The sequence below is a fragment of the Streptomyces sp. NPDC043746 genome (genome assembly GCF_056436485.1).
This window is the reverse complement of sequence record NZ_JBWKCM010000014.1, coordinates 119,940-143,495: the sequence shown is the minus strand read 5'-3', so window position 1 is coordinate 143,495 and position 23,556 is coordinate 119,940. Positions and strand designations below refer to the sequence as shown.

Below are 23,556 nucleotides of genomic sequence, written 5' to 3'. Positions count from 1 at the left end.
CCATTGTCACGCACCCGGGCCCGGTACGGCAGGCGGCGCCCGCTCCTGATCCGCTTCGCGGACGTTCCTGATCCACTTCTCCTCCTCCCTCCCCCGCATGGGTGGGTCCGTACCGGGGCATACGCGCCCAATGGTCCGCGTCCCGTTCCGTGCCGCAGCCCACCGCGTCCGGCACCGCCTCAGCCAGCTCGTCCGCCCGAAGTCCCGTGCACGTACTCCCGGCGGCTTTCGCGCGCGTACCCCCGGCCTGGGTGCGGGGAGCGGCCGCCCCGCCCCGTACGTCCGCGCCCTCGGCATGCTCGCCGTCGTCGTGGTCGGGGCCTGGCTCGGGCTGCTCGCCGTCGGGTCCGTCCGTACACCGGTCGGGCCGATGGACACCAACATGACCCTGCGCCCGTCCCTCACCGGCGGCAGCAAGATCAACGTGTCCCCGCTGGGCGCCCTGGAGCTGGACTCCCACATCGCCCCGCTCCGCCTCGACGTGGACGTCGACCGCCTCGACCCCGCGCGCTCCCAGGCCCTGGTGGACCAGCCGGAACGGTTCTCCGGACTCCAGGACGAGGTCACCCGGGACGTCGCCGCCGGGACCCGCGAGCTGGCGTTGCGCTCCTGCGTCGCCGTGATCTCCGGGGCGACCGCGCTGGGCCTCGTCGTCTACCGCCGCCCGCGCCGCGCCCTGGCCGCAGGCGGGCTCGCGCTCACTCTCCTGGCCGCGTCGGGCGTCAGCGCGTACGCCACCTGGAACCCGAAGTCGGTCCTGGAGCCCAAGTTCTCCGGGCTGCTGTCCAGCGCCCCGTCGCTCGTCGGCGACGCGCGCTCGATCGTCACCGAGTTCGACATCTACCAGCAGGAGCTGGCCCGCCTGGTCACCAACGTCACCCGGCTGTACGACGCCACCTCCACGCTCCCCGTCTACCGGCCGGACCCCGGCACCATCCGCGCCCTGCACGTCTCCGACATCCACCTCAACCCGGCGGCCTGGCACATCATCGCCTCGCTCGTCGAGCAGTACGAGATCGACGTGATCATCGACTCCGGCGACACGATGGACCACGGCTCGGCCGCCGAGAACAGCTTCCTGGACCCGATCCGCGACCTCGGCGCCCCCTACGTCTGGGTGCGCGGCAACCACGACTCCAAGGTCACGCAGGCGTACCTGGAGAAGTTCGGGAACGTCCGCGTCCTGGACAACGGCCGGGCCGTGAACGTGGCCGGGCTGCGGATCGCCGGGACCGGCGACGCCTCGTTCACCCCGGACCGCACCCGGCCGGTCGGCGGCAGGGCGGCCGCCGAGCTGGAGGGGATGCGGCTGGCCTCCGCTCTCCGCGACCAGGAACAGGCCGGCACCCCGGTCGACATCGCCGTCGCCCACGACCCCGCCACCGCCCGCCAGACCGACGGCACGGTCCCGCTGGTCCTCGCGGGCCACCTCCACAACCGGGTCAACGAGCAGATGAAGGGCGGTACGCGGCTGAAGGTGGAGGGCTCAACGGGCGGCGGCGGGCTGCGCGCGGTGCAGAACGAGAAGCCCGAGAAGGTGCGCGCCTCGGTGCTCTACCTGGACCGCTCGACCCGCCGCCTCCAGGCCTGGGACGAGATCACGCTCGGCGGTCTCGGGCTGACGACGGCCGAGGTCAGCCGCCATCTGCCGGAGGAGAACCTGGAGAAGGGCGCCCCCGCCTCCCCGTCCCCCACCCCCTCCCCGGCAGGCACTGCGTCGGGCTCTCCGGGGCGGCCCACCCCCTCGCCGTAAACCGTTTTGGCGATAGCTCCACCCATCCCATATGCTTCTCACGTCCCCGACGCGCTGCAAAGCGAACCGGCGGGCCAATAGCCCTCATCGTCTAGTGGCCCAGGACGCCGCCCTTTCAAGGCGGTAGCACGGGTTCGAATCCCGTTGGGGGCACGTTTCACCGTGTGCGAGACTTGTCTCGCGCATTGCTTGGTCCTGTGGAGCAGTTTGGAGTGCTCGCCACCCTGTCAAGGTGGAGGCCGCGGGTTCAAATCCCGTCAGGACCGCTTGCAGCCCCAGCGGCTGCGTGGCTGGGTAGCTCAGTTGGTACGAGCGATCGCCTGAAAAGCGATAGGTCGCCGGTTCGATCCCGGCCCCAGCCACCTCTCGAAGGCCCCGTCCGGTGGACGGGGCCTTCGCCGTTCTCACCCCTCCTTCGCGGCGGGGTCCTCCGCCGCCGGCTCGCGCCGCCGCCAGGCCCGTACGCCGAGGGCCCCCAGCACCACCAGCACCACGGTCCCCAGCAGCACCGCGTCCGACACCCGCTCGCCGAGCTTCTGCGCCCCCTGCTCGACCGCGAAGGACGTGTCGACCCCGAGCAGACCGGGGAGCGCGGTGGTGCCGTCGTACGCGAGGAAGAGCGCGCCCAGACCGATGAAGAAGAGGCCCGAGAGCAGCGAGGTGGTGTGCAGCTCGAACCGGCCCAGCCGGACGGTCCGGCCGCGCAGCCAGGTGCGGCGGCCCAGGTCGAAGCGTTCCCAGAGCAGGGCGAGGACGAAGAGCGGGAGGGCCATCCCGAGCGCGTAGACCGCCAGCAGCAGGCCGCCGTAGACCGGGCTGCCGCTCACCGCCGCCACGGTGAGGACGCTGCCGAGGATCGGGCCCGCGCAGAAGCCCGCCAGGCCGTAGACCGCGCCCAGGGCGTAGACGGAGAAGGCGGTGGTCGGGCGGATTCGGCCGCTGAGGGCCGCCATGCGCCGGGAGGCGAAGCCGAGGCCGACGATCTGGGCGATGCCGAGCGCGATGATCAGCCAGCCCGCGCCCGTCACCAGGGCGTCCCGGTGGCCGTAGAAGAGCCGGCCCGCGTACGAACCGGCGGCGCCGAGCGGGACGAGGGTGGTGGCGAGACCGGCGTAGAAGATGCCGGTACGGGCCAGCAGGCGCGAGGTGGAGTCGATGGAGTACGCGAAGAAGGCCGGGAGCAGCAGCGCGCTGCACGGGCTGACCAGGGCGAGCAGTCCGCCGAGGAAGGCCGCGAAGTAGCCGATGTCCGCCGTCACTTGGCGGCGTCCTCGGGGTCCTCGGAGCCCTCAGCCGCGTCGCCGCCCGCCTTGCCGGGGCTCTTCGCCTGCTCCGCCGCCGCCTCGATCGCGCGCGTGAACGTCTCCTTCGGCTGCGCCCCAGCGATCGGGCGGCCGTTGATCAGGAACGACGGGGTGGACGTGGCGCCGATCCCGTACGCCTGCTCCTGGTCCTTCGCGACGGCGGCGCGGGCGGCCTCGCCGTCCAGGTCCTTCATGAACCGGGCCAGGTCCTTGACCCCGGCCTCCCGCGCGAGGGCCTTGACCCGGTCCTTGGAGAACCCCTTCTCCTTCGCCCCCTCCGCGTAGGCAGCCGCGTGGAACTCCCAGAAGCGGTCCTGCTGCCCGGCGGCCCAGGCCCCGCGCGCCGCGTTCTCGGACTCCTCGCCGAAGATCGGGAAGTTGCGCCACTCGATGCGCAGGGTGCCGTTCTCCACGTACTCCTGGATCAGCTCGGGCTCGGTGTCCCGGGCGAACTTGCCGCAGTAGCCGCACTTGAAGTCGGCGTACTCGATCAGGACGACCGGGGCGTCCGCGCGGCCCACCGCCAGCTTGTCGCCCGCCTCCCGGCGGGCCAGCTTCGCCAGCTCGGGGTAGACGCCCGCCTGGGGGTCGGCGGAGACCTCGGCGGCGGGGCCGGTGGCGGAGGCCTTCTTCGAGGAGCTGTCGGGGGCGGTCGCCTGGTAGGAGGCGAAGCCGAGGAGGCCTGCGGCGACGACGACCACCGCGCCGTAGACGAGGGGCTTCCTCGACCCGGATGTGGGCTTCTTGGACGTGGACTTCCGGGGCTGGGGCTTCTTGGGCGCGGGCATGCGGCACTCCGTGCTGGTGCGGAAGGGAAGGGGGAAGGTGGTGCGGGCCGGGGCGGGGGCCTCGGCCTACACCCGTAGCACGGAGAGTTCGACGGGGGTCGGGGTGGCGGGGGCCGGGGCGCGGGCCCGTATGCCCGGCGGTTCCTCGGCCGGCAGGGCTCCCGTGGTGGCGGGCGGCAGCCCCCACGGGGCGAGGCCGGGGGCCTGGTCGTACGCGGCCCGGGCCCGGGGCGGGACGGCCGGTTCGCCCTCGTGGTCGCTGGGCTTCCCGCAGCCGGGGGCCCGGGTGCCCGCGTCGGAGGCCTCCATCACAGAGGCCGGGGCGGCGGTCGTGGCCACCCGTACGGCAGCGCCCGCCCCGGCAGTCGCCTCGGTCTCCGCCCGGGCGGAGACCGCCGACGGGGAAGGGGAACCGGTGGAGACCCGGGCAGCGGAGGAGCCCGCCACCGGCCCGCACAGCAGCCCCACCACGACCGCGAGCAGCGCCGTCAGACAGCACCACTGCGTACGGGACACGGGACCGGCACCTTTCGTACGGGGAGGGGCTGACGGGACGGGGCCGAGCGTTCGGCTGCCTGAAAGGGTACGTGGCGCGTGACGCAGTCCGCCCGAAATGCGGTCGCCACTCCTCGCGCCCGGGTGAGATCCTGGGATCCGTATGTCTACTTCCTTCGCCGATCTCCAGTCCCAGCTCGGACAGCTCTCGCTCCGCGACGCGAACCGGCTCGGCCGGCGCCTCGAAGGAGCGCGCCGCATCCGCAAGCCCGAGGCCCGCCAGTCCGTGCTGGACGAGATCGCGGCCGAGGCGGGCAAGGCGGCCGACCGGCTCGCGTCGCGCGCGGCCCGGCTGCCGGCCCTGTCGTACCCCGAAGAGCTGCCGGTCAGCCAGAAGAAGGACGAGATCCTGGAGGCGATACGCGACCACCAGGTCGTGATCGTCGCCGGTGAGACCGGGTCCGGGAAGACCACGCAGCTGCCCAAGATCTGTATGGAGCTGGGGCGCGGGGTCCGGGGCATGATCGGGCACACCCAGCCCCGCCGGATCGCGGCGCGCACGGTCGCGGAGCGGGTCGCGGACGAGCTGAAGACGCCGCTGGGCGAGACCGTCGGCTGGAAGGTCCGCTTCACCGACCAGGTGAACCCGGAGTCGACGTATCTGAAGCTGATGACGGACGGCATCCTGCTCGCCGAGATCCAGACGGACCGCGAGCTGCTGGCGTACGACACGATCATCATCGACGAGGCCCACGAGCGCTCGCTCAACATCGACTTCCTGCTCGGCTATCTGGCCCGGCTGCTGCCGCGCCGCCCGGACCTGAAGGTCGTCATCACCTCCGCGACGATCGACCCGGAGCGGTTCGCGCGCCACTTCGGGGACGCGCCGATCGTGGAGGTCAGCGGGCGGACGTACCCGGTGGAGGTGCGCTACCGGCCGCTCCTCGAAGAGGACAGCGAGGACTCCGACCGCGACCAGATCACCGCGATCTGCGACGCCGTGGACGAGCTGAGCCACGAGGCCCCCGGCGACGTCCTGGTCTTCCTCTCCGGGGAGCGGGAGATCCGGGACACGGCGGACGCGCTGAACAAGCGGAACCTCAGGCACACCGAGGTGCTCCCCCTCTACGCCCGTCTCTCGCACGCCGAGCAGCACCGCGTCTTCCAGCGCCACACGGGCCGCCGCATCGTCCTCGCGACGAACGTGGCCGAGACCTCGCTGACCGTGCCCGGCATCAAGTACGTGATCGACCCGGGCAACGCCCGTATCTCCCGCTACAGCCACCGCACCAAGGTCCAGCGGCTGCCGATCGAGCGGATCTCCCAGGCCAGCGCCAACCAGCGCAAGGGCCGCTGCGGCCGTACGTCGGACGGGATCTGCATCCGGCTCTACTCCGAGGACGACTTCGTCACCCGGCCGGAGTTCACCGATCCGGAGATCCTGCGGACCAACCTGGCCTCCGTCATCCTCCAGATGACCGCAGCAGGACTCGGGGACATCGAGAAGTTCCCCTTCATCGACCCCCCGGACCACCGCAACATCCGCGACGGTGTGCAGCTGCTCCAGGAGCTGGGGGCGCTGGACCCGGGCGAGAAGGATCCGAAGAAGCGGCTCACCCCGCTCGGCCGCAAGCTCTCCCAGCTTCCCGTCGACCCGCGGCTGGCCCGGATGGTCATCGAGGCCGACCGCAACGGCTGTGCCCGCGAGGTCATGGTCATCGCCGCCGCGCTCTCCATCCAGGACCCGCGCGAGCGGCCCGCCGAGAAGCAGACGCAGGCCGACCAGCAGCACGCCCGGTTCAAGGACGAGACCTCCGACTTCCTCGCCTTCCTCAATCTCTGGGCCTACGTCCGCGCGCAGCAGAAGGAGCGCGGCTCGTCCTCGTTCCGCCGGATGTGCAAGCAGGAGTATCTGAACTTCCTGCGCATCCGCGAATGGCAGGACATCTACGCGCAGCTGCGGACGGTCGCCAAGCAGATGGGGATCACCGTCGAGGAGCCCAAGGGCGACGAGTCGATCCCCGAGCAGGCGATCCACACCTCGCTGCTGGCCGGGCTGCTGTCGCACATCGGGCTGAAGGACACCGAGAAGAACGAGTACCTGGGCGCGCGCAGCGCCAAGTTCGCGATCTTCCCCGGGTCGGCGCTCTTCAAGAAGCAGCCCCGCTTCGTGATGTCGGCCGAGCTGGTGGAGACCTCCCGGCTCTGGGCGCGGGTCAACGCCAGGGTCGAGCCCGAGTGGATCGAGCCGCTGGCCCAGCACCTGGTGAAGCGCACCTACAGCGAGCCGCACTGGGAGAAGGACCAGGCCGCGGTGATGGCGTACGAGCGGGTCACCCTCTACGGGGTGCCGATCATCGCCCAGCGCAAGGTCAATTTCGGCCGTATCGACCAGGAGGCCTCGCGGGATCTGTTCATCCGCAACGCCCTCGTCGAGGGCGACTGGCGCACCCACCACCAGTTCTTCCACGACAACCGCAAACTGCTGGGCGAGGTCGAGGAGTTGGAGCACCGCGCCCGGCGCCGCGACATCCTCGTGGACGACGAGACGCTCTTCGACTTCTACGACCAGCGCATTCCGGAGCACATCGTCTCCGGGGCACACTTCGACTCGTGGTGGAAGCACAAGAAGCGCGAGGAGCCCGACGCCCTCGACTTCGAGCGCTCCATGCTGATCAACGAGAAGGCCGGGGCCGTCACCAAGGACGACTACCCGGACTCCTGGCGGCAGGGGAAGCTCAAGTTCAAGGTGACCTATCAGTTCGAGCCCGGCGCGGACGCGGACGGTGTGACCGTCCACATCCCGCTCCAGGTGCTCAACCAGGTCACCGCCGAGGGCTTCGACTGGCAGATCCCGGGGCTGCGCGAGGAGGTCGTCACCGAGCTGATCCGCTCGCTGCCCAAGCCGATCCGCCGCCACTACGTCCCCGCGCCGAACTACGCGGAGAAGTTCCTGGACCGGGCCGTTCCGCTCCAGGAGCCGCTGCCGGTCACCCTCGCCCGTGAGCTGCACCGGATGGTCGGGGTGCCGGTCACTGCGGACGACTTCGACCTCTCCCGGGTCCCGGACCACCTGAAGATCACGTTCCGGATCGTCGACGAGCGGCGCCGCAAGGTGGCGGAGGACAAGGACCTGGAGGCGCTCCGGCTGAAGCTGCGCCCCAAGGCCCGTCAGGCCCTCTCCAAGGCCGCCGCGGCGACCGCGGGGCCCTCGGGCGAGTCCATCGAGCGCTCGGGCCTCACGGACTGGACGATCGGCACGCTGGACCAGGTCTTCGAGACGCGGCGGGCCGGGCAGCCGGTGAAGGCGTACCCGGCCCTGGTGGACCAGGAGGGAGCCGCGGCGGGCACTGTGGCCGTACGGCTCTTCGACACCGTGGCCGAGCAGCAGCAGGCGATGTGGCGCGGCACCCGGCGGCTGATCCTGCTGAACATCCCGGTGAACCCGGCGAAGTTCGCCTCCGACCGGCTCACCAACCAGCAGAAGCTGGCCCTCTCCCGCAATCCGCACGGCTCGGTCCAGGCGCTCTTCGAGGACTGCGCCACCGCCGCCGCCGACCGGCTGATCGCCGCGCACGGCGGCCCGGCGTGGGACGAGAAGGCGTTCCGGACGCTGTACGACAAGGTCCGCGCCGATCTGGTGGACCTGACCGTCCGCACGGTCGACCAGGTGCAGCAGGTGCTGGCCGCCTGGCAGGCCTGCGAGCGCCGGCTGAAGGCGACCACCAGCCCGACTCTGCTCGCCAACGTCACCGACGTCCGCGACCAGCTGGCCCGGCTCGTGCCGCCCGGCTTCGTCACGGCCGCCGGTCTGCGCCGGCTGCCCGACCTCATGCGCTACCTGGTGGCCGCCGACCGGCGGCTCCAGCAGATGCCGACGGCCGTGCAGCGGGACACCACGCGGATGGAGAAGGTCCACGAGATGCAGGACGAGTACGCCTGGCTGCTCGAACAGCTCCCGCAGGGACGGCCGGTGCCGCAGGAGGTGCTGGACGTCCGCTGGATGATCGAGGAACTGCGCGTCAGCTACTTCGCGCACGCGCTGGGCACGGCGTTCCCCGTCTCGGACAAGCGGATCGTGAAGGCGATCGACGCCCTGGCGCCCTGAGGAGGAGGGTCCGGCGGGGGCCCGGGAGGCGGTGACGGAGCCACCACCAGGAGTGAAGTCGACCTGACCCTCCCACCTCCTGTACAGTCTGGTTTCGCAGCAGGCCGCAAGGCAAGCGGCGAAAACCTGGTCCTGTGGAGCAGTTTGGAGTGCTCGCCACCCTGTCAAGGTGGAGGCCGCGGGTTCAAATCCCGTCAGGACCGCAGCAGAAGAAAGCCCGGATCTCCTCGATCCGGGCTTTCTCGCGTCTTGACGCCCTTCGTCGGCGCCGGTACCCCGTAGGGACGAGGCTGTCCCTGTTCCCTCGGCGCTCTTCACGGCGGGGGGCGGCCGGGCTCACCGGGAGGTGGCTCGCATGTCCGCGTCCGCAGCACGACACGAGACCCGCGCACTGCTCCGCGCCCATCTGGCCGCCGCGTCCGGCTACGGCCACCTCACCCGCCACTGCCCCGTCTGTCACCGGCTGCTGCGCCTCGCCATGGAGCAGGGGGAGAGCGGGACGCCTCCAGGCCCCCCGGAGCCCTCCCACGCCACCGCGGCGACCCCGGAGCCTCCGGAGGGCTCGTACGGGTCCCGGGAACGCGCCGGACGGCCCGCCGTTCCCGTCGCCGCCGAGGGCGCCGCCGTACCGACGGAAGGCGACGAGAGCCGGGACAGGGCCGAAAGGCCCTCCGGACGGTGACCATCGGCCGGGTGATTCCGCTTCCCGGCAGTGGCAGGCTCGGAGTTGGCAAGCGTCATGCGGTGTGACGGGTGTCACCGAATGAGTTTTCAGACCGGGGGAGTTTACGCCTCCCCTACAAGTGGCGAATTTAATATGTGCAATTGCACCGGGGTGTTCGTTCGGCCGGACCGTTCCGTCCGGGGCTGTCCCACGGCGTCCGGGACGCTCACCCCCACTCCCGCACAGACCCGCTCACAGAGTCACGAACGGCGGCGGGACCGGGCATCCGGGCGGTGCGGCGCGAACGCCGCGACGGACCGGAAGCCGACCGACCACCCGGTTATCGGCCACCGGCCCTCGGGCGCAGGAGGCAGGTGTACGGGCCGTTCACGGGGGCACGAGAGGGCTCGGGAGGGGCTGGCGCCCCCTTCTGCGGGGCCTTGGATTCCCAGGCGCCCCTGCGCATCCAGGGCGCTCCCGGCCGTCCCTGGCGGGGAACGAAAAGATCGCGCTGGACCCGGCGGAGTCCAGCGCGATCGAAACGACGCACCCGTCACACAGGTATGACGCCCGTTGGGGCAGGCGTCCGTCGAGTGGAGCTATGCAGGGGCGGCCTGAGGTTGGGGGACCCGGCGGCTGCCCGGTTGTGATGCTGTGCTGCTGTCGAGCTGCGTGGCAGGGGTGTGTCAGGCCTCGCTGCGCTGCTGCGGAATACCCGCAAGCAGTGCGCGGACCTCTGCCTCGCGGTACCGGCGGTGTCCACCGAGCGTGCGGATGGACGTGAGCTTGCCAGCCTTGGCCCAACGGGTGACCGTCTTCGGGTCCACGCGGAACATCGTGGCAACCTCAGCCGGGGTCAGCAGCGGCTCGGCATCAGGGGTGCGAGCGGTCATGAGCGGCCTCCTCGGGAGAACCGAACCTTCTCGGTTCTTTCCTCTAAATTCTGCACCTTGACCCGCGTTGCCCGAAATGGCGGACGCGGGCCGAGTCGGTTATAGGACGAACGGCTTGTCCTCGGCACTACAACTACACCATCCGTCCAGCCGCGTCGGCCAAACCGATGGAATTGCCCTCCCAGGTGTTCATCAGCGACGGAAGCCGATGGACCATGCCATAGCGGACAGTCACGCCACCGTGACGATCAGTCACAGAGCGATCAGGAGTCGTCAGACCCCCCATAGAGTGCAATGCTGAGCATTCCGCCCTTACTTGGACGGAAGGAGCCCTCCCCGGACTCCTTGTCCTATTTTGGCACGAGGAGCAGGGATGGGCGCAAGGGACCCGTTAGTGCTATCCATCACGCTTGAGGCAAAGGCCCGGTTCGGGACGTAGGTCCTGGGACAGAAGACGTACGCTTCCACCCCACCCACCACACGTGTCCCACGCGACACAGGTTCACGGTCCGTCAGTTCCCCTTCGTGGCCTCCGCCCAGGCGATCCGGTCGGCCCCCTCGCCGGGCTCGCACTTCCCTCCTTTCCGCCCGCTCGGCCTTCCGGTCCGTCCTGAATGAAGGATGCCCCGGTTCCATCCCGTTGATGCCGCTGTGGGTCTTTTCACGTCAATTGGTGACCAGGGCGACGGGCCGCCGCGGCGAGGGAGTGACCGGCCGGCAGAACCGGGCGGTCAGTTGGTGAACTGGCGGTCGCGGACCGCCCGCCACCGCTCAGCGAGCCGCGCGTACGCCGCCCCCGCCGCTTCGCCGTCACCGCTGCCCAGCGCGGCGAGCCCCTCCGCCACATCCGCCGCCGACCGGTCCCCGGCTAGCTGCTCGGCGGGGAGCGCGTGCACCAGGCCCCCGTAGTCCAGCTCCACCAGCGAGTGCGGATGGAACTCCTCCAGCCACCGCCCCACCTCCACCAGCCCCTCGGTGAGCGGCCCCTGCGCCACGTTCTCCCGCAGCGTCCGCAGCCCCCGGGCCAGCCGGCGCCGGGCCTCCACCATCGGCGTCCGGTAGCGCAGCACCGGCTCCCCGCCCTCGCCGTCGGCCGCCGCGTACTCCCGCTCCTCGTCCCGGAAGAGGACGAACCAGCGCACCGGCACCTGCCACACCGTCGTCCGGATCCACGGCCGCGCGTCCGGGTTCCGCCGCCGCCAGCGCTCGTGGTCGGCCCGCGCCTGGCCCCGCACCACCTCCGGCAGCAGGGCGTCCAGCACGTTGGCCGGAAACATTCCCCCCTGCGCGCCCGACCCCTCCAGCTCCTCCAGCGCCAGCCACCCCCGCAGCCGGGTCCGCCACGGGCAGACGCAGACCACCCCGCCGACCTCCGCCACGAACGCGTCGCCGCTCTCGTGCACCGGCACGCCGACCGGCGGCGTCGGCACCAGGTCGGCCAGCGCGCGGCGCAGTTCGTCCTGGGCGCCGGGCAGCACCGGGCGCTGCGCGTAGCGGGCCCAGTGACTGCGCTCGGGCTCCGCGAAGGCGGCGAGCGGCTCGTACACCCGGAGGTAGGACGTGTAAGGGACGAACACGGAAGACACCACCGACATGCAGCGCATCGTGCCACGGAGGATCACCCCCAGGGGGTGATCCTCCGCACGGGGGGAGATCCGCGCCGCCGGAGGACTTACGCTCTTGCCCATCGGACCGGCCGTGCCGGTCGGTCCGAGGCCCTCCCCACCCCTAGGAGGGTCTTCCGCCGCTTCGTTATTTGGGAGTCACCACAGTGACCGATGTGACCGGCGCGCCTGTCGATGTACTGAACACCCTGTTCCACTCGGACCAGGGGGGCCACGAGCAAGTCGTCATCTGCCAGGACCGCGCAACCGGCCTCAAGGCCGTCATCGCCCTCCACTCCACCGCCCTGGGCCCGGCCCTCGGCGGCACCCGCTTCTACCCGTACGCGAACGAGGCCGAGGCCGTCGCCGACGCGCTCAACCTGTCGCGCGGCATGTCGTACAAGAACGCCCTGGCCGGGCTCGACCACGGGGGCGGCAAGGCCGTCATCATCGGTGACCCCGAGAAGATCAAGACCGACGAACTCCTCCTGGCCTACGGCCGGTTCGTCGCCTCGCTCGGCGGACGCTACGTCACCGCCTGCGACGTCGGCACCTACGTCTCGGACATGGACGTCGTGGCCCGCGAGTGCCGCTGGACCACCGGCCGCTCCCCCGAGAACGGCGGCGCCGGCGACTCCTCCGTCCTCACCGCGTTCGGCGTCTTCCAGGGCATGCGGGCCTCGGCCCAGCACCTGTGGGGCGATCCGACGCTGCGCGGCCGCAAGGTCGGGGTCGCCGGGGTCGGCAAGGTGGGCCACCACCTGGTCGAGCACCTGCTCTCGGACGGGGCCGAGGTCGTGATCACCGACGTCCGCGAGGAGTCGGTGCGCCGCATCACCGAGCTGCACCCCGAGGTCACCGTGGCCCCGGACACCGAGGCGCTCATCCGCACCGAGGGCCTCGACATCTACGCGCCCTGCGCGCTGGGCGGCGCCCTGAACGACGAGACCGTGCGGATGCTCACCGCCAAGGTGGTCTGCGGCGCGGCCAACAACCAGCTGGCCCACCCGGGTGTCGAGAAGGACCTGGCCGACCGGTCGGTTCTCTACGCCCCCGACTACGTGGTCAACGCCGGTGGCGTGATCCAGGTGGCCGACGAGCTGCACGGGTTCGACTTCGACCGGTGCAGGGCGAAGGCCACGAAGATCTTCGACACCACGCTGGAAATATTCGCACGTGCGAAGGCGGACGGGATTCCGCCGGCCGCCGCGGCCGATCGGATCGCCGAGCAGCGGATGGCGGAGGCGCGCGACCGCTGACGTGTGGGCGGGCGGCACGCCGACCGGTGGGGGTCCACGGGGCCCCTCGGGAGAGAAGACTCACGCCGGTCGGCGGGTCGTCCGCCCAGAAGAGGTTAAAATCGCAGTTGACCAGCGGGGACGGGGCTCTCCACTGGTCCTGCACCGGGGCGCAAGACGCGGGCGGCGTACCGTACGGCCACGGAAGCAGGTACCGTTAAAGCCCTACGGGCGCGGTCTCTCCGTCGAGAGTCCGTCCTGAAACATGAACGCGTGTCAAGACTCTGGGGCCGTCGAGCCCCGTCACCGAGGGGGTCGAGCCATGGGGCGCGGCCGGGCAAAGGCCAAGCAGACCAAGGTCGCCCGCCAGCTGAAGTACAGCACTGGCGGGACGGACCTGTCGCGTCTGGCCAATGAGCTGGGCGCATCGCCTTCGAGTCAGCCACCGAACGCGGAGCCGTTCGAGGACGACGACGAGGAAGATGACCCGTACGCACAGTACGCGGATCGCTACAACAAGGACGATGACGACGATCAGGACGATCAGTCCGGTCCGTCGTCACAGCGCCGCGGCGCTTGACCTCGCGCTGACACATCAACCCGGTCCGGGCCTGCCCCGGGCCGGGTTCTGTGCGTCCCGATACCGCCGAGCCTGCCGACGTGTCGGCACCGGCGGCTTTCGCGTGCTCCTGAACGGAGCCGCGTGCGCCGGGGCGATCACCACCCGGCGCACCGCGGTCTCCGTCGTACGGATCAGCGGGCGTAGCTGCCGGTCAGCTCGGCACCCGTGGCGTGGTCGCCGCGGTCGGTGATCTCACCGGCGACCCAGGAGTCGACCCCGCGGTCGGCCAGGGTCGTCAGTGCCACGTCCACGGAGTCGGCCGGGACGATCGCGATCATGCCGACACCCATGTTCAGCGTCTTCTCCAGCTCCAGCTGCTCGACGTTCCCGGCCTTGCCGACCAGGTCGAAGACGGCGCCGGGGGTCCAGGTGGAGCGGTCCACGGTGGCGTGCAGCCCGTCCGGGATGACCCGGGCCAGGTTGTTCGCCAGGCCGCCGCCGGTGACGTGGCTGAAGCCGTGGACCTCGGTCGTGCGGGTGAGCGCCAGGCAGTCCAGCGAGTAGATCCGGGTCGGCTCCAGCAGCTCCTCGCCGAGCGTCCGGCCGAACTCCTCGACCTGCCGGTCCAGCGTCCAGCCGGCCCGGTCGAAGACCACGTGGCGGACGAGCGAGTACCCGTTCGAGTGAAGACCGGAGGACGCCATCGCGATGACGGCGTCACCCTTGCGGATACGGTCCGGGCCCAGCAGCCGGTCGGCCTCGACCACACCCGTACCGGCTCCGGCGACGTCGAAGTCGTCCGGGCCCAGCAGCCCCGGGTGCTCGGCGGTCTCGCCGCCGACCAGGGCGCAGCCCGCGAGGACACAGCCTTCCGCGATGCCCTTCACGATCGCCGCGACACGCTCGGGGTGCACCTTGCCGACGCAGATGTAGTCGGTCATGAAGAGCGGCTCGGCCCCGCAGACGACGAGGTCGTCCACGACCATGCCGACGAGGTCGTGGCCGATCGTGTCGTACACGCCCATCTGCCGCGCCAGGTCCACCTTCGTCCCGACACCGTCGGTGGCGGAGGCGAGGAGCGGACGCTCGTACCGCTTCAGCGCCGAGGCGTCGAAGAGACCGGCGAAGCCGCCGAGCCCGCCGAGGCCGGCGACCTCGGGGCGCTGGGTCTTCTTCACCCACTCCTTCATCAGCTCGACGGCGCGGTCACCGGCTTCGATGTCGACGCCGGCCGCCGCGTAGGAAGCACCTGTTGTCTCAGACATGGCCTGGGATCTTTCGTGTGGAGATACGGGGCTGGTGGGAGGGGCGGCGGCCCGTCCGGGTCACGGACGGCGCAGCGCGTCGGCCGCGGCGGTGGCCGCGGGCCCTGCCGCCAGCTCGGTCTCCAGCAGCTGCTTGCCGAGCAGCTCCGGGTCCGGAAGCTCCATCGGGTATTCACCGTCGAAGCAGGCGCGGCACAGGTTGGGCTTGTCGATCGTGGTCGCCTCGATCATGGAGTCGATCGAGATGTACGCGAGGGAGTCCGCCCCCATCGAGGTGCGGATCTCGTCCACGGTCATGCCGTTGGCGATCAGCTCGGCGCGGGTGGCGAAGTCGATCCCGAAGAAGCAGGGCCACTTCACCGGCGGCGAGGAGATCCGGATGTGGATCTCGGCGGCCCCGGCCTCGCGGAGCATCCGGACCAGCGCGCGCTGGGTGTTGCCGCGGACGATCGAGTCGTCGACGACCACCAGGCGCTTGCCCTTGATGACTTCCTTCAGCGGGTTCAGCTTGAGCCGGATACCGAGCTGGCGGATGGTCTGCGAAGGCTGGATGAAGGTCCGGCCGACATAGGCGTTCTTCACCAGTCCGGCGCCGAAGGGGATGCCGCTGGCCTCCGCGTACCCGATCGCGGCGGGGGTGCCGGATTCCGGGGTCGCTATGACCAGATCCGCCTCGACGGGCGACTCCTCGGCCAGCTTGCGGCCCATCTCCACCCGGGAGAGGTACACGTTCCGGCCGGCGATGTCGGTGTCCGGGCGGGCCAGGTAGACGTACTCGAAGACACAGCCCTTGGGCTTCGCTTCTGCGAACCGGGAGGTGCGCAGCCCGTTCTCGTCGATGGCGATCAGCTCGCCCGGCTCGATCTCGCGTACGTAGCTGGCGCCGCAGATGTCGAGCGCGGCGGACTCCGACGCGACGACCCAGCCGCGCTCCAGCCGGCCGAGCACCAGCGGGCGGATGCCCTGCGGGTCACGGGCGGCGTAGAGGGTGTGCTCGTCCATGAAGACGAGCGAGAACGCGCCCTTGACGTCGGGGAGCACCTTGGCGGCGGCTTCCTCGATGGTCAGCGGCTTGTCGTTCTCGTCGCGCTGCCCGGCGAGCAGCGCGGTCACGAGGTCGGTGTCGTTGGTCGCGGCGACCTGGGTGGCGCGGCCGTCCTTGCGGGGCAGGTCGGCGACCATCTCCGCGAGCTGGGCGGTGTTGACCAGGTTCCCGTTGTGGCCGAGGGCGATCGAGCCGTGCGCGGTGGCACGGAACGTCGGCTGCGCGTTCTCCCACACCGAGGCACCGGTGGTGGAGTAGCGGGCATGACCGACCGCGATATGGCCCTGGAGGGAACCCAGAGACGTTTCGTCGAAGACCTGCGAGACCAGTCCCATGTCCTTGAAGACCAGGATCTGGGACCCGTTGCTCACTGCGATGCCCGCGGATTCCTGTCCGCGGTGCTGCAGGGCATACAGTCCGAAATAGGTGAGCTTGGCGACCTCTTCACCCGGAGCCCAGACACCGAAGACGCCACAAGCGTCCTGGGGGCCTTTCTCTCCGGGGAGCAGGTCGTGGTTGAGTCGTCCATCACCACGGGGCACAGCACCGAGTGTAGGCGAGATCGACCACTGGTCCGAATTGGGGACCGGTCGGCAATGCCGGGGCGGAGCACGGGGAACGGCTCCGCACACCGTGCCGGGCGGGTGATTCGCGGGACTTCGAGCAGTTACGATGCGTGACCATCGCTTCAGGTCGAGGATGGGCGGGGAGCCGGTGCCGGGGCTCACTGCCGGGCAACGAGGCCCGTTACCGACCGGTAGGCAGGGAGGGCGGTCTTCGGTGGCGACCGTCCGGCCGTGGCGCTCGGTGAACCTGACCGGAACCCGTCGCGGCCACTGGCCGAACGCTCGTTTCGTGGTGAGCCTCACACCGGCGGTCCGGGTTCAGCCCTGCTCCCGGGTGCCCTCGGACTCCGCCGGGGCGACCTGAGCGGTGATGCCCTGGCCCCCCTCCGCCGTGATGGTGAGCGTGGAGCCCTTGATCGTGTACGTCGTCGGACCGTCCAGGACCGCGAGGACCGCCCGCTCCGTCTCCATCTCCGCCTCCGGGCAGAGCTTCTTGGTGCCGGCCGGGGGGCCGAAGGTGATGGTGGCGTCCTTGACCCCGGCCTCGCCCCGGTAGGAGTTGCAGCCGTAGTTGCCCTGGACCGTGCCGTCCTCGCCGAAGGTCAGGTGGGGCACCCGCTCCTTCGGGAGGTCGGCGGGGACGGAGGTCGCCGTCTCGCCGTCGATCAGGGTGGTCACCGCCCACCGGGTGCCGGCCAGGTCGGCGGGCCGCTCCTCGCTGAGCTGGATGGTGTCGCCGCCCTCGGCGGTGAGGGTGAGCTTCTCACCGGAGAGCTTCGCCGTGAGGACGCCGTCGAGCGCGGCGACGGCGGCCCTCTCGAACCTGTCGGTCTCCTCCCCGCACGCCATCTCCGTGTGGCTCGGCTCGCTCAGGGTGATCCGGTCGCCCTCCACGTCGGCCTTCGCCCCGATGTGGTTGCAGCCGAAGTAGGCCGTGGCCCGGCCCTTCGGGTCGATCTCCAGCCGGGACCCCTCGGGGGCCCGGGTCTTCTTCCCTCCGGCGGTCAGGGAGTCGACCTGCCACGCGACCCCGGTGACGGGCACATCGCTCCGCGCGGTGTCGCTGCCGCCGGCGGCCGGGCCGGAGCCCGACTCCGTACCGCAGGCGGCGAGGGTGAGGAGGGCCAGGACGCTGATGCCGGTGCCGACACCGGTGCTGACACGGGTGCCGGTGCCGGTGCTGACTTCCGTACGTTGTGTGCGCATGGCCATGTGACGGAACAGGGGCCCGATCCGGTTCCGCTCCCTGCTCCGACCGGGGTGGTCCCGCTCACCACCAGGTGCTTCAGCGCATCAGGGGGAGCAGTCCTCCCAGGTCGGCCCGTTCGCCGCTCGCGCTGACCTCGGCGTCCGCCAGGGCCCGCGCCCACTCCGTACGTCCGGTGGCGAGACGGGCCCAGGTCAGCGGGCCCGTCTCCACCACGTTGGGCGGGGTGCCCCGGGTGTGCTTGGGGCCGCCGATGCACTGGACCACCGCGAACGGCGGCACCCGCACCTCGACCGAGCCGCCCGGCGCCCGGCCCGCGAGGGTGTCCGCCAGCAGCCGGGTGCAGGCGGCCAGCGCCTGCCGGTCGTACGGGATCTCCAGCCCGAGCGCCTCGTTCAGGTCGTCCGTGTGGACGGTCAGCTCGACGGTCCGGGTGACCAGCGCGTCGGCCAGCCGCATGGAGCCGACCCGGGTGGCCAGCAGCCGGTCCCCCGTGCCGGAGGCCGGGACGTCCGCGAGGAACCCGGCCTCCACCTCCTCGTACAGCGCGAGGAGGTCGGGGCGGGTGGCCGCCGGGGGCGGGGCCGTGGTGTCCCTGACGGCTGCCGCCACGGCCGGTGCCCACTCCAGGAGCGAGATCCCGGGCTTGGGGCCGGGCGGCTCCGGCAGGGCCAGGTCCCGGCTGACCGCGCCGAGCCCCTGCGCGATGTGCGCGACCAGGTCACGCACCGCCCAGCCGTCGAGCCGGGTCGGCCGGGCGAGCTGCTCGGGGGCCAACCCCCGGACGGCGTCGCGGACATGGCCGAACTGGGCGAGGACCGCCGTCCGGGTCCTGAGGTGGTCGTAGGCGCGCGGGCGTTTCTTGGCCGGGGGCATGGGGCCGAGACTAACCGGCCCCGCCGACGACGCCGGGCCGGTCCCGTACGACCCGCTCCCCCGCGCCGTCAACGGCGTCCACCGTGAACGTCTCCCCGTTCGCCGGGACTCCGACGCCCCGCCAGGTGAACGGGACGCCCCGGGCGGCGTCGGGGTCGGGGCCGTCCATGAGGTGGAAGTGGAGGTGGGGTTCGGTGGTGTTGCCGGAGTTCCCCACGCACCCGATCTCCTGCCCGGCCCGCACCCGGTCCCCGGCCTTCACCTTCAGCGAGCCGCGCCGGACATGGGCGTAGACCGCGTACGCACCGCCGCCGAGGTCCAGGACCACGTGGTTGCCCAGGACGCGGTGCACGCCCAGGACGGAGCGGACGTTGCCCTCGATGAACATCAGGTAGGCGAGAGCGGGCAGCGAGGTGCGGCTGAGGTGGTCGCGCTGGCCGTCGCTCGCCCGGACGACCGTGGCGTCGGCCACCGCGAGCAGCGGGGCGCCGAAGGCCGGGAAGTCACGGTTGCGGCGGACGACCGGCCACATGAAGCGGAACGGGGGGCGGCCCGGAGGATCGCCGTCCGCCACCTCCGGCTCGGCCACGACGTCGATCGCGTACGTCTGTCCGTACCCGTGCGTCCCATGGCTGGGGACCTTGTCCGCCGGGCTGTTCAGGGCCGTCCACCGCCCGGTCACCGGCGGGTCGACCTCCACCGGCTCGCGCGGCTCGCCCCGGGGCGCTCCGGCCCTGGCCTGGAGCGCGGTCGTCGTCAGCAGGAGCACCGCCACGACCGCGGCGGGCAGGAACGTGGTGGCCCACCCGGGGCCGGGCAGATCCGTGACGAACGCCGCGATCACCAGCGCGATCAGGACGAGCCAGGACAGCCGGTGGGCCGTGGCCAGGACGGTGCGTACAGACATGATCGCTTCCCCGTTGTCGTCTACCGGGCCCGCCGTCCGTCGGCAGGTCCTAGGGCGCCGCCGCCGTCAGCACCACCAGCAGCGGCACCACCCGGGCGGCCGGCACCTCGTACCGGCCGCGGCCGGCCGTGTGGAGCCAGCCCGCGCCGGTCAGCTGGCGCAGGTGGTGGTAGATCTGGCCGGTGGTCCCGACCGCGTCGAGCGCGGCCAGCTCGGCGGCCGTGCGGCGGCCGCCGAGGATCTCGCGGAGCAGGCGCAGCCGTACGGGATGGCCGAGCGCGGCGAGCGCGTCCGCCGCCGCCGATCCGCCGTCGGACCGGCCCTCGCCCGCCCCGCCGTTCCCGTCGCCGTCGCCGTCGCCGTCGCCGTCGAGCAGGGTCCCGGTGAAGGCGCCGTACTGCCACTCGTACTGCTCGCCGGTCGGCAGCCGGACCGCTCCCGTGAAGAGCACTCCCCCGTCAGCGCCGGCCTCCCCGACGTCCGCGAGCTGCTGCTTCAGCCCGTTGAGCGCCCAGAAGTCGCCGTCGCCCAGGCGGGGCGACTCCCGGTCCCGCCGCTCCAGCGCCGTGAGCCGCCGCTCCAGCTCGGCCACCCGCTGCTCCAGCTCCATGACACCAACCTTACGTAATTACGTAATCCCTGACAAGCGCGTGCGGAAAAGCCGAAGCCCCCGCCCGGACGACCCGGGCGGGGGCTGTCGAACAGGAGGCGGGCTCAGGCGAGCAGCGCCGGGATCGTCGCCTCGTGCGCCGTCCGCAGCTCGCTCAGCGGGATGCTGAACTCGCCCTGGATCTCGATCTCCTCGCCGTCCACGACCCCGATACGGGCGACGGGCAGACCGCGCGCGCCGCACATGTCGGTGAAACGCAGCTCCTCGCTGCGCGGGACGGCGACGACCGCGCGCCCCGCCGACTCGGAGAAGAGGAACGTGAACGCGTCCAGGCCGTCCGGCACGACCAGCCGGGCGCCCTTCCCGCCGCGCAGGCAGGACTCGGTGACCGCCTGGACCAGACCGCCGTCGGACAGGTCGTGCGCGGCGTCGATCATGCCGTCGCGCGAGGCCGAGATGAGGATCTCCGCGAGCAGCTTCTCGCGGCCGAGGTCGACCTTGGGCGGCAGTCCGCCGAGGTGGTTGTGGACGACCTCGGACCAGGCCGAGCCGCCGAACTCCTCACGGGTGTCGCCCAGCAGGTAGAGGAGCTGGCCCTCCTCCGCGAAGGCGATCGGCGTACGGCGGGTGACGTCGTCGATCACACCGAGCACGGCCACGACCGGCGTCGGGTGGATCGCCGTCTCACCGGTCTGGTTGTAGAGCGAGACGTTGCCGCCGGTGACCGGGGTGCCCAGCTCCAGGCAGCCGTCCGCGAGACCTCGCGTGGCCTCGGCGAACTGCCACATGACGTCCGGGTCCTCCGGGGAGCCGAAGTTCAGGCAGTCCGAGATGGCGAGCGGCTTGGCGCCGGAGGCGGCGACGTTGCGGTACGACTCCGCCAGCGCGAGCTGCGCGCCGGTGTACGGGTCGAGCTTGGCGTACCGGCCGTTGCCGTCGGTCGCCAGCGCCACGCCCAGGTTCGACTCGGCGTCGATGCGGACCATGCCCGCGTCCTCGGGCATCGCCAGAACGGTGTTGCCCTGCACGAAGCGGTCGTACTGGTCGGTGATCCACGCCTTGGAGGCCTGGTTCGGGGAGGCGACCAGCTTCAGGACCTGCTCGCGCAGCTCGGCGGCGTTCGCCGGACGGGGCAGCCTGCCCGCGTCGTCCGCCTGGAGCGCGTCCTGCCAGGACGGGCGGGCGAACGGGCGGTGGTAGGTCGGGCCCTCGTGGGCGACGGTGCCCGGGGGCACGTCCACGATCTGCTCGCCGTGCCAGAAGATCTCCAGGCGCTCGCCGTCGGTCACCTCACCGATGACGGTGGCGATGACGTCCCACTTCTCGCAGATCTCCAGGAAGCGGTCGACGTGCTGCGGCTCGACGATCGCGCACATGCGCTCCTGCGACTCGCTCATGAGGATTTCCTCGGGCGAGAGCGTCGCGTCGCGCAGCGGGACGGTGTCCAGCTCGACGCGCATGCCGCCGGAACCGGCGGAGGCCAGCTCGCTGGTGGCGCAGGAGAGCCCGGCGCCGCCGAGGTCCTGGATGCCCGCGACCAGCTTCTCCTTGAAGATCTCCAGGGTGCACTCGATGAGGAGCTTCTCCTGGAAGGGGTCGCCGACCTGGACTGCCGGACGCTTGGTGGGCTTGGTGTCGTCGAAGGTCTCGGACGCGAGGACCGAGACGCCGCCGATGCCGTCGCCGCCGGTGCGGGCGCCGTAGAGGATGACCTTGTTGCCGGGGCCGGATGCCTGGGCGAGGTGGATGTCCTCGTGCTTCATCACGCCGATGCACCCGGCGTTGACCAGCGGGTTGCCCTGGTAGCAGGCGTCGAAGACGACCTCGCCGCCGATGTTGGGCAGGCCCAGGCAGTTGCCGTAGCCGCCGATGCCCGCGACGACGCCCGGCAGGACGCGCTTGGTGTCGGGGTGGTCGGCCGCGCCGAAGCGCAGCGGGTCGACGACCGCGACCGGTCGGGCGCCCATCGCGAGGATGTCGCGGACGATGCCGCCGATGCCGGTGGCCGCGCCCTGGTAGGGCTCGATGTACGAGGGGTGGTTGTGCGACTCGACCTTGAAGGTGACCGCGTACCCCTGGCCGACGTCGACGACGCCCGCGTTCTCCCCGATGCCGACGAGCATCGCGTCGTTCTCGGGGACCTTCTCGCCGAACTGCTTGAGGTGGACCTTGCTGCTCTTGTACGAGCAGTGCTCCGACCACATCACCGAGTACATGGCGAGCTCGGCGCCGGTGGGACGGCGGCCCAGGATCTCGCGGATCCGGGCGTACTCGTCCTCCTTGAGGCCCAGCTCCTTCCAGGGCTGCTCGGCGTCCGGGGTCTCGGCCGCGTGCTTGACCGTATCCAGGCTCATGCGTTGACCAGCTTCTTGATGATCGAGGTGAAGAAACCGAGGCCGTCGGTGCGGCCGGTGCCGATGAGCGGCTCCACGGCGTGCTCCGGGTGCGGCATCAGCCCGACGATGTTGCCCGCCGCGTTGGTGATGCCCGCGATGTCGCGGAGCGAGCCGTTGGGGTTGCCGTCCAGGTAGCGGAAGGCGACCCGGCCCTCGGCCTCCAGCTCGTCGAGCGTGCGCTCGTCGGCGGTGTACCGGCCGTCCATGTTCTTGAGCGGGACCCGGATCTCCTGGCCCGCGCTGTAGTCGGCACTCCAGGCGGTCTCCGCGTTCTCCACCCGCAGCTTCTGGTCGCGGCAGATGAAGTGGAGGTGGTTGTTGCGCAGCATCGCGCCCGGCAGCAGGTGCGCCTCGGTCAGGATCTGGAAGCCGTTGCAGATGCCGAGGACCGGCAGACCGGCCTTCGCCTGCTCGATGATCGTCTCCATCACCGGCGAGAAGCGCGAGATGGCTCCGGCCCGGAGGTAGTCCCCGTAGGAGAAGCCACCGGCCAGGACGACCGCGTCGACCTGGTGCAGGTCCTTGTCGCGGTGCCAGAGCGATACGGGCTCCGCGCCCGCGATCCGGACGGCGCGCAGGGCGTCCTGATCGTCGAGGGTGCCGGGAAAAGTGACGACGCCGATACGGGTGGTCACTTCTCCTCCTCCACCTTCACGACGAAGTCCTCGATGACGGTGTTGGCGAGGAAGGTCTCGGCCATCTCGTTAATGCGGGCGAGGGCGGCAGCGTCGACCGGCCCCTCGACCTCCAGCTCGAAACGCTTTCCCTGACGAACGTCCGCGATTCCCTCGAAGCCGAGACGGGGCAGCGCACGCTGCACCGCCTGTCCCTGCGGGTCGAGGATCTCCGGCTTGAGCATGACGTCGACTACGACGCGTGCCACTGGCACTCCCGGTGTGGTGGTGTGGTGCGGCTGTCTCTCCGGGGGGTTCCCCAGACCCCCGCGGGTCCACTCAGCGTACCTGCCCGAAATTTCTACGCGGGTAGATATGAGACGGAACGGACACGGCGGCCGACCCCGCAGGTCCGACCCGGACCGCGCGGGTCCGAGGTGGATCACATCGAGATATCAGTCACGGCAACAGGCAGGAAAAGTCCTGGGAAAGAATCACGCCCGGGATTGCGCTCGGACACGCGGAGGCAATTGGCTGGGCTTCACAATGCGGTGCCCACCGCTGTACAAATGATTACCGGGGAAAACAGCATTGCCCCCGGGAACACCGGAACAGTCGACATCCGTCGATCCGTATCCGCCTGGCAGCCGGAAGGCCGGCC

19 protein-coding genes and 4 tRNA genes are annotated in these 23,556 nt (G+C 71.1%); 9 read left to right on the top strand and 14 right to left on the bottom strand.

Annotated elements, in window-relative coordinates; translation table 11 throughout:
* Positions 1 to 130 precede the first annotated feature (130 nt).
* From AC0682_RS17565 to AC0682_RS17550, 4 genes are all read left to right on the top strand, one after another.
* A complete protein-coding gene (locus AC0682_RS17565) occupies positions 131 to 1,753 on the top strand; it encodes a metallophosphoesterase family protein (protein ID WP_478533719.1) in 1,623 nt (540 codons plus the stop codon).
* A gap of 80 nt (positions 1,754 to 1,833) precedes the next feature.
* Positions 1,834 to 1,906, top strand: a tRNA-Glu gene (locus AC0682_RS17560).
* 38 nt (positions 1,907 to 1,944) lie between these two features.
* A tRNA-Asp gene (locus AC0682_RS17555) sits at positions 1,945 to 2,019 on the top strand.
* A 22-nt stretch (positions 2,020 to 2,041) separates the two neighbouring features.
* Positions 2,042 to 2,115: transfer RNA gene (locus tag AC0682_RS17550), tRNA-Phe, on the top strand.
* A 42-nt stretch (positions 2,116 to 2,157) separates the two neighbouring features.
* Here AC0682_RS17550 and AC0682_RS17545 read toward each other — a convergent pair.
* The 3 genes from AC0682_RS17545 to AC0682_RS17535 form a co-directional block, all read right to left on the bottom strand.
* Positions 2,158 to 3,012 carry a cytochrome c biogenesis CcdA family protein gene (locus tag AC0682_RS17545; protein WP_254812061.1) on the bottom strand — a complete coding sequence of 285 codons (855 nt, stop codon included), beginning with the start codon at positions 3,010 to 3,012 and terminating at the stop codon, positions 2,158 to 2,160.
* Entirely contained in the window at positions 3,009 to 3,845 is an 837-nt protein-coding gene (locus tag AC0682_RS17540) for a DsbA family protein (RefSeq protein ID WP_478533717.1), read from the bottom strand. Before AC0682_RS17540 ends, AC0682_RS17545 begins: the two co-directional genes overlap by 4 nt.
* A gap of 66 nt (positions 3,846 to 3,911) precedes the next feature.
* The gene (locus tag AC0682_RS17535; protein WP_478533715.1) at positions 3,912 to 4,361 is read right to left on the bottom strand and encodes a hypothetical protein; all 450 of its coding nucleotides are present in this window, start codon (positions 4,359 to 4,361) and stop codon (positions 3,912 to 3,914) included.
* A 142-nt stretch (positions 4,362 to 4,503) separates the two neighbouring features.
* Here AC0682_RS17535 and hrpA point away from each other — a divergent pair, with 142 nt between their 5' ends.
* The 3 genes from hrpA to AC0682_RS17520 all read left to right on the top strand — a co-directional run bounded on the left by hrpA (position 4,504) and on the right by AC0682_RS17520 (position 9,130).
* Positions 4,504 to 8,448 carry an ATP-dependent RNA helicase HrpA gene (hrpA, locus tag AC0682_RS17530; RefSeq protein ID WP_254812063.1) on the top strand — a complete coding sequence of 1,315 codons (3,945 nt, stop codon included), beginning with the start codon at positions 4,504 to 4,506 and terminating at the stop codon, positions 8,446 to 8,448.
* Positions 8,449 to 8,576: 128 nt separating this feature from the next.
* A tRNA-Asp gene (locus AC0682_RS17525) sits at positions 8,577 to 8,651 on the top strand.
* A 152-nt stretch (positions 8,652 to 8,803) separates the two neighbouring features.
* Positions 8,804 to 9,130: a DUF6274 family protein gene (locus tag AC0682_RS17520; RefSeq protein ID WP_478533713.1), complete on the top strand. Its 327-nt coding sequence runs from the start codon at positions 8,804 to 8,806 to the stop codon at positions 9,128 to 9,130.
* 668 nt (positions 9,131 to 9,798) lie between these two features.
* On the opposite strand, the gene bldC is transcribed toward AC0682_RS17520, so the two are convergent.
* A complete protein-coding gene (gene bldC, locus AC0682_RS17515; RefSeq protein ID WP_003949541.1) occupies positions 9,799 to 10,005 on the bottom strand; it encodes a developmental transcriptional regulator BldC in 207 nt (68 codons plus the stop codon).
* A gap of 731 nt (positions 10,006 to 10,736) precedes the next feature.
* Positions 10,737 to 11,600, bottom strand: a complete 864-nt coding sequence (locus tag AC0682_RS17510) for a DUF8083 family protein (protein ID WP_254812065.1) — start codon at positions 11,598 to 11,600, stop codon at positions 10,737 to 10,739.
* 176 nt (positions 11,601 to 11,776) lie between these two features.
* Between AC0682_RS17510 and AC0682_RS17505 the strand changes: the two genes are divergently transcribed.
* Entirely contained in the window at positions 11,777 to 12,868 is a 1,092-nt protein-coding gene (locus AC0682_RS17505) for a Leu/Phe/Val dehydrogenase (RefSeq protein ID WP_254812066.1), read from the top strand.
* Positions 12,869 to 13,169: 301 nt separating this feature from the next.
* Positions 13,170 to 13,427, top strand: coding sequence for a DUF3073 domain-containing protein (locus AC0682_RS17500; RefSeq protein WP_018488416.1), 258 nt, complete (start codon positions 13,170 to 13,172; stop codon positions 13,425 to 13,427).
* 173 nt (positions 13,428 to 13,600) lie between these two features.
* On the opposite strand, the gene purM is transcribed toward AC0682_RS17500, so the two are convergent.
* From purM to purS, 9 genes are all read right to left on the bottom strand, one after another.
* A complete protein-coding gene (gene purM, locus AC0682_RS17495) occupies positions 13,601 to 14,674 on the bottom strand; it encodes a phosphoribosylformylglycinamidine cyclo-ligase (RefSeq protein ID WP_254812067.1) in 1,074 nt (357 codons plus the stop codon).
* A 60-nt stretch (positions 14,675 to 14,734) separates the two neighbouring features.
* Positions 14,735 to 16,261, bottom strand: a complete 1,527-nt coding sequence (purF, locus tag AC0682_RS17490) for an amidophosphoribosyltransferase (protein WP_254812068.1) — start codon at positions 16,259 to 16,261, stop codon at positions 14,735 to 14,737.
* A 342-nt stretch (positions 16,262 to 16,603) separates the two neighbouring features.
* The gene (locus AC0682_RS17485; RefSeq protein ID WP_478533761.1) at positions 16,604 to 17,491 is read right to left on the bottom strand and encodes an META domain-containing protein; all 888 of its coding nucleotides are present in this window, start codon (positions 17,489 to 17,491) and stop codon (positions 16,604 to 16,606) included.
* A gap of 79 nt (positions 17,492 to 17,570) precedes the next feature.
* Entirely contained in the window at positions 17,571 to 18,368 is a 798-nt protein-coding gene (locus tag AC0682_RS17480; protein WP_478533712.1) for a maleylpyruvate isomerase family mycothiol-dependent enzyme, read from the bottom strand.
* Positions 18,369 to 18,378: 10 nt separating this feature from the next.
* The gene (locus AC0682_RS17475; RefSeq protein ID WP_478533710.1) at positions 18,379 to 19,275 is read right to left on the bottom strand and encodes a M23 family metallopeptidase; all 897 of its coding nucleotides are present in this window, start codon (positions 19,273 to 19,275) and stop codon (positions 18,379 to 18,381) included.
* A gap of 49 nt (positions 19,276 to 19,324) precedes the next feature.
* Positions 19,325 to 19,885 carry an ArsR/SmtB family transcription factor gene (locus tag AC0682_RS17470; RefSeq protein ID WP_478533709.1) on the bottom strand — a complete coding sequence of 187 codons (561 nt, stop codon included), beginning with the start codon at positions 19,883 to 19,885 and terminating at the stop codon, positions 19,325 to 19,327.
* Between the two features lie 104 nt (positions 19,886 to 19,989).
* Positions 19,990 to 22,239 carry a phosphoribosylformylglycinamidine synthase subunit PurL gene (gene purL, locus AC0682_RS17465; protein ID WP_478533708.1) on the bottom strand — a complete coding sequence of 750 codons (2,250 nt, stop codon included), beginning with the start codon at positions 22,237 to 22,239 and terminating at the stop codon, positions 19,990 to 19,992.
* Positions 22,236 to 22,916 carry a phosphoribosylformylglycinamidine synthase subunit PurQ gene (gene purQ, locus AC0682_RS17460; RefSeq protein ID WP_254812070.1) on the bottom strand — a complete coding sequence of 227 codons (681 nt, stop codon included), beginning with the start codon at positions 22,914 to 22,916 and terminating at the stop codon, positions 22,236 to 22,238. The genes purL and purQ overlap by 4 nt, the downstream gene beginning before the upstream one ends.
* Positions 22,913 to 23,164, bottom strand: a complete 252-nt coding sequence (purS, locus tag AC0682_RS17455) for a phosphoribosylformylglycinamidine synthase subunit PurS (protein ID WP_145798409.1) — start codon at positions 23,162 to 23,164, stop codon at positions 22,913 to 22,915. Before purS ends, purQ begins: the two co-directional genes overlap by 4 nt.
* Positions 23,165 to 23,556: the final 392 nt, after the last annotated feature.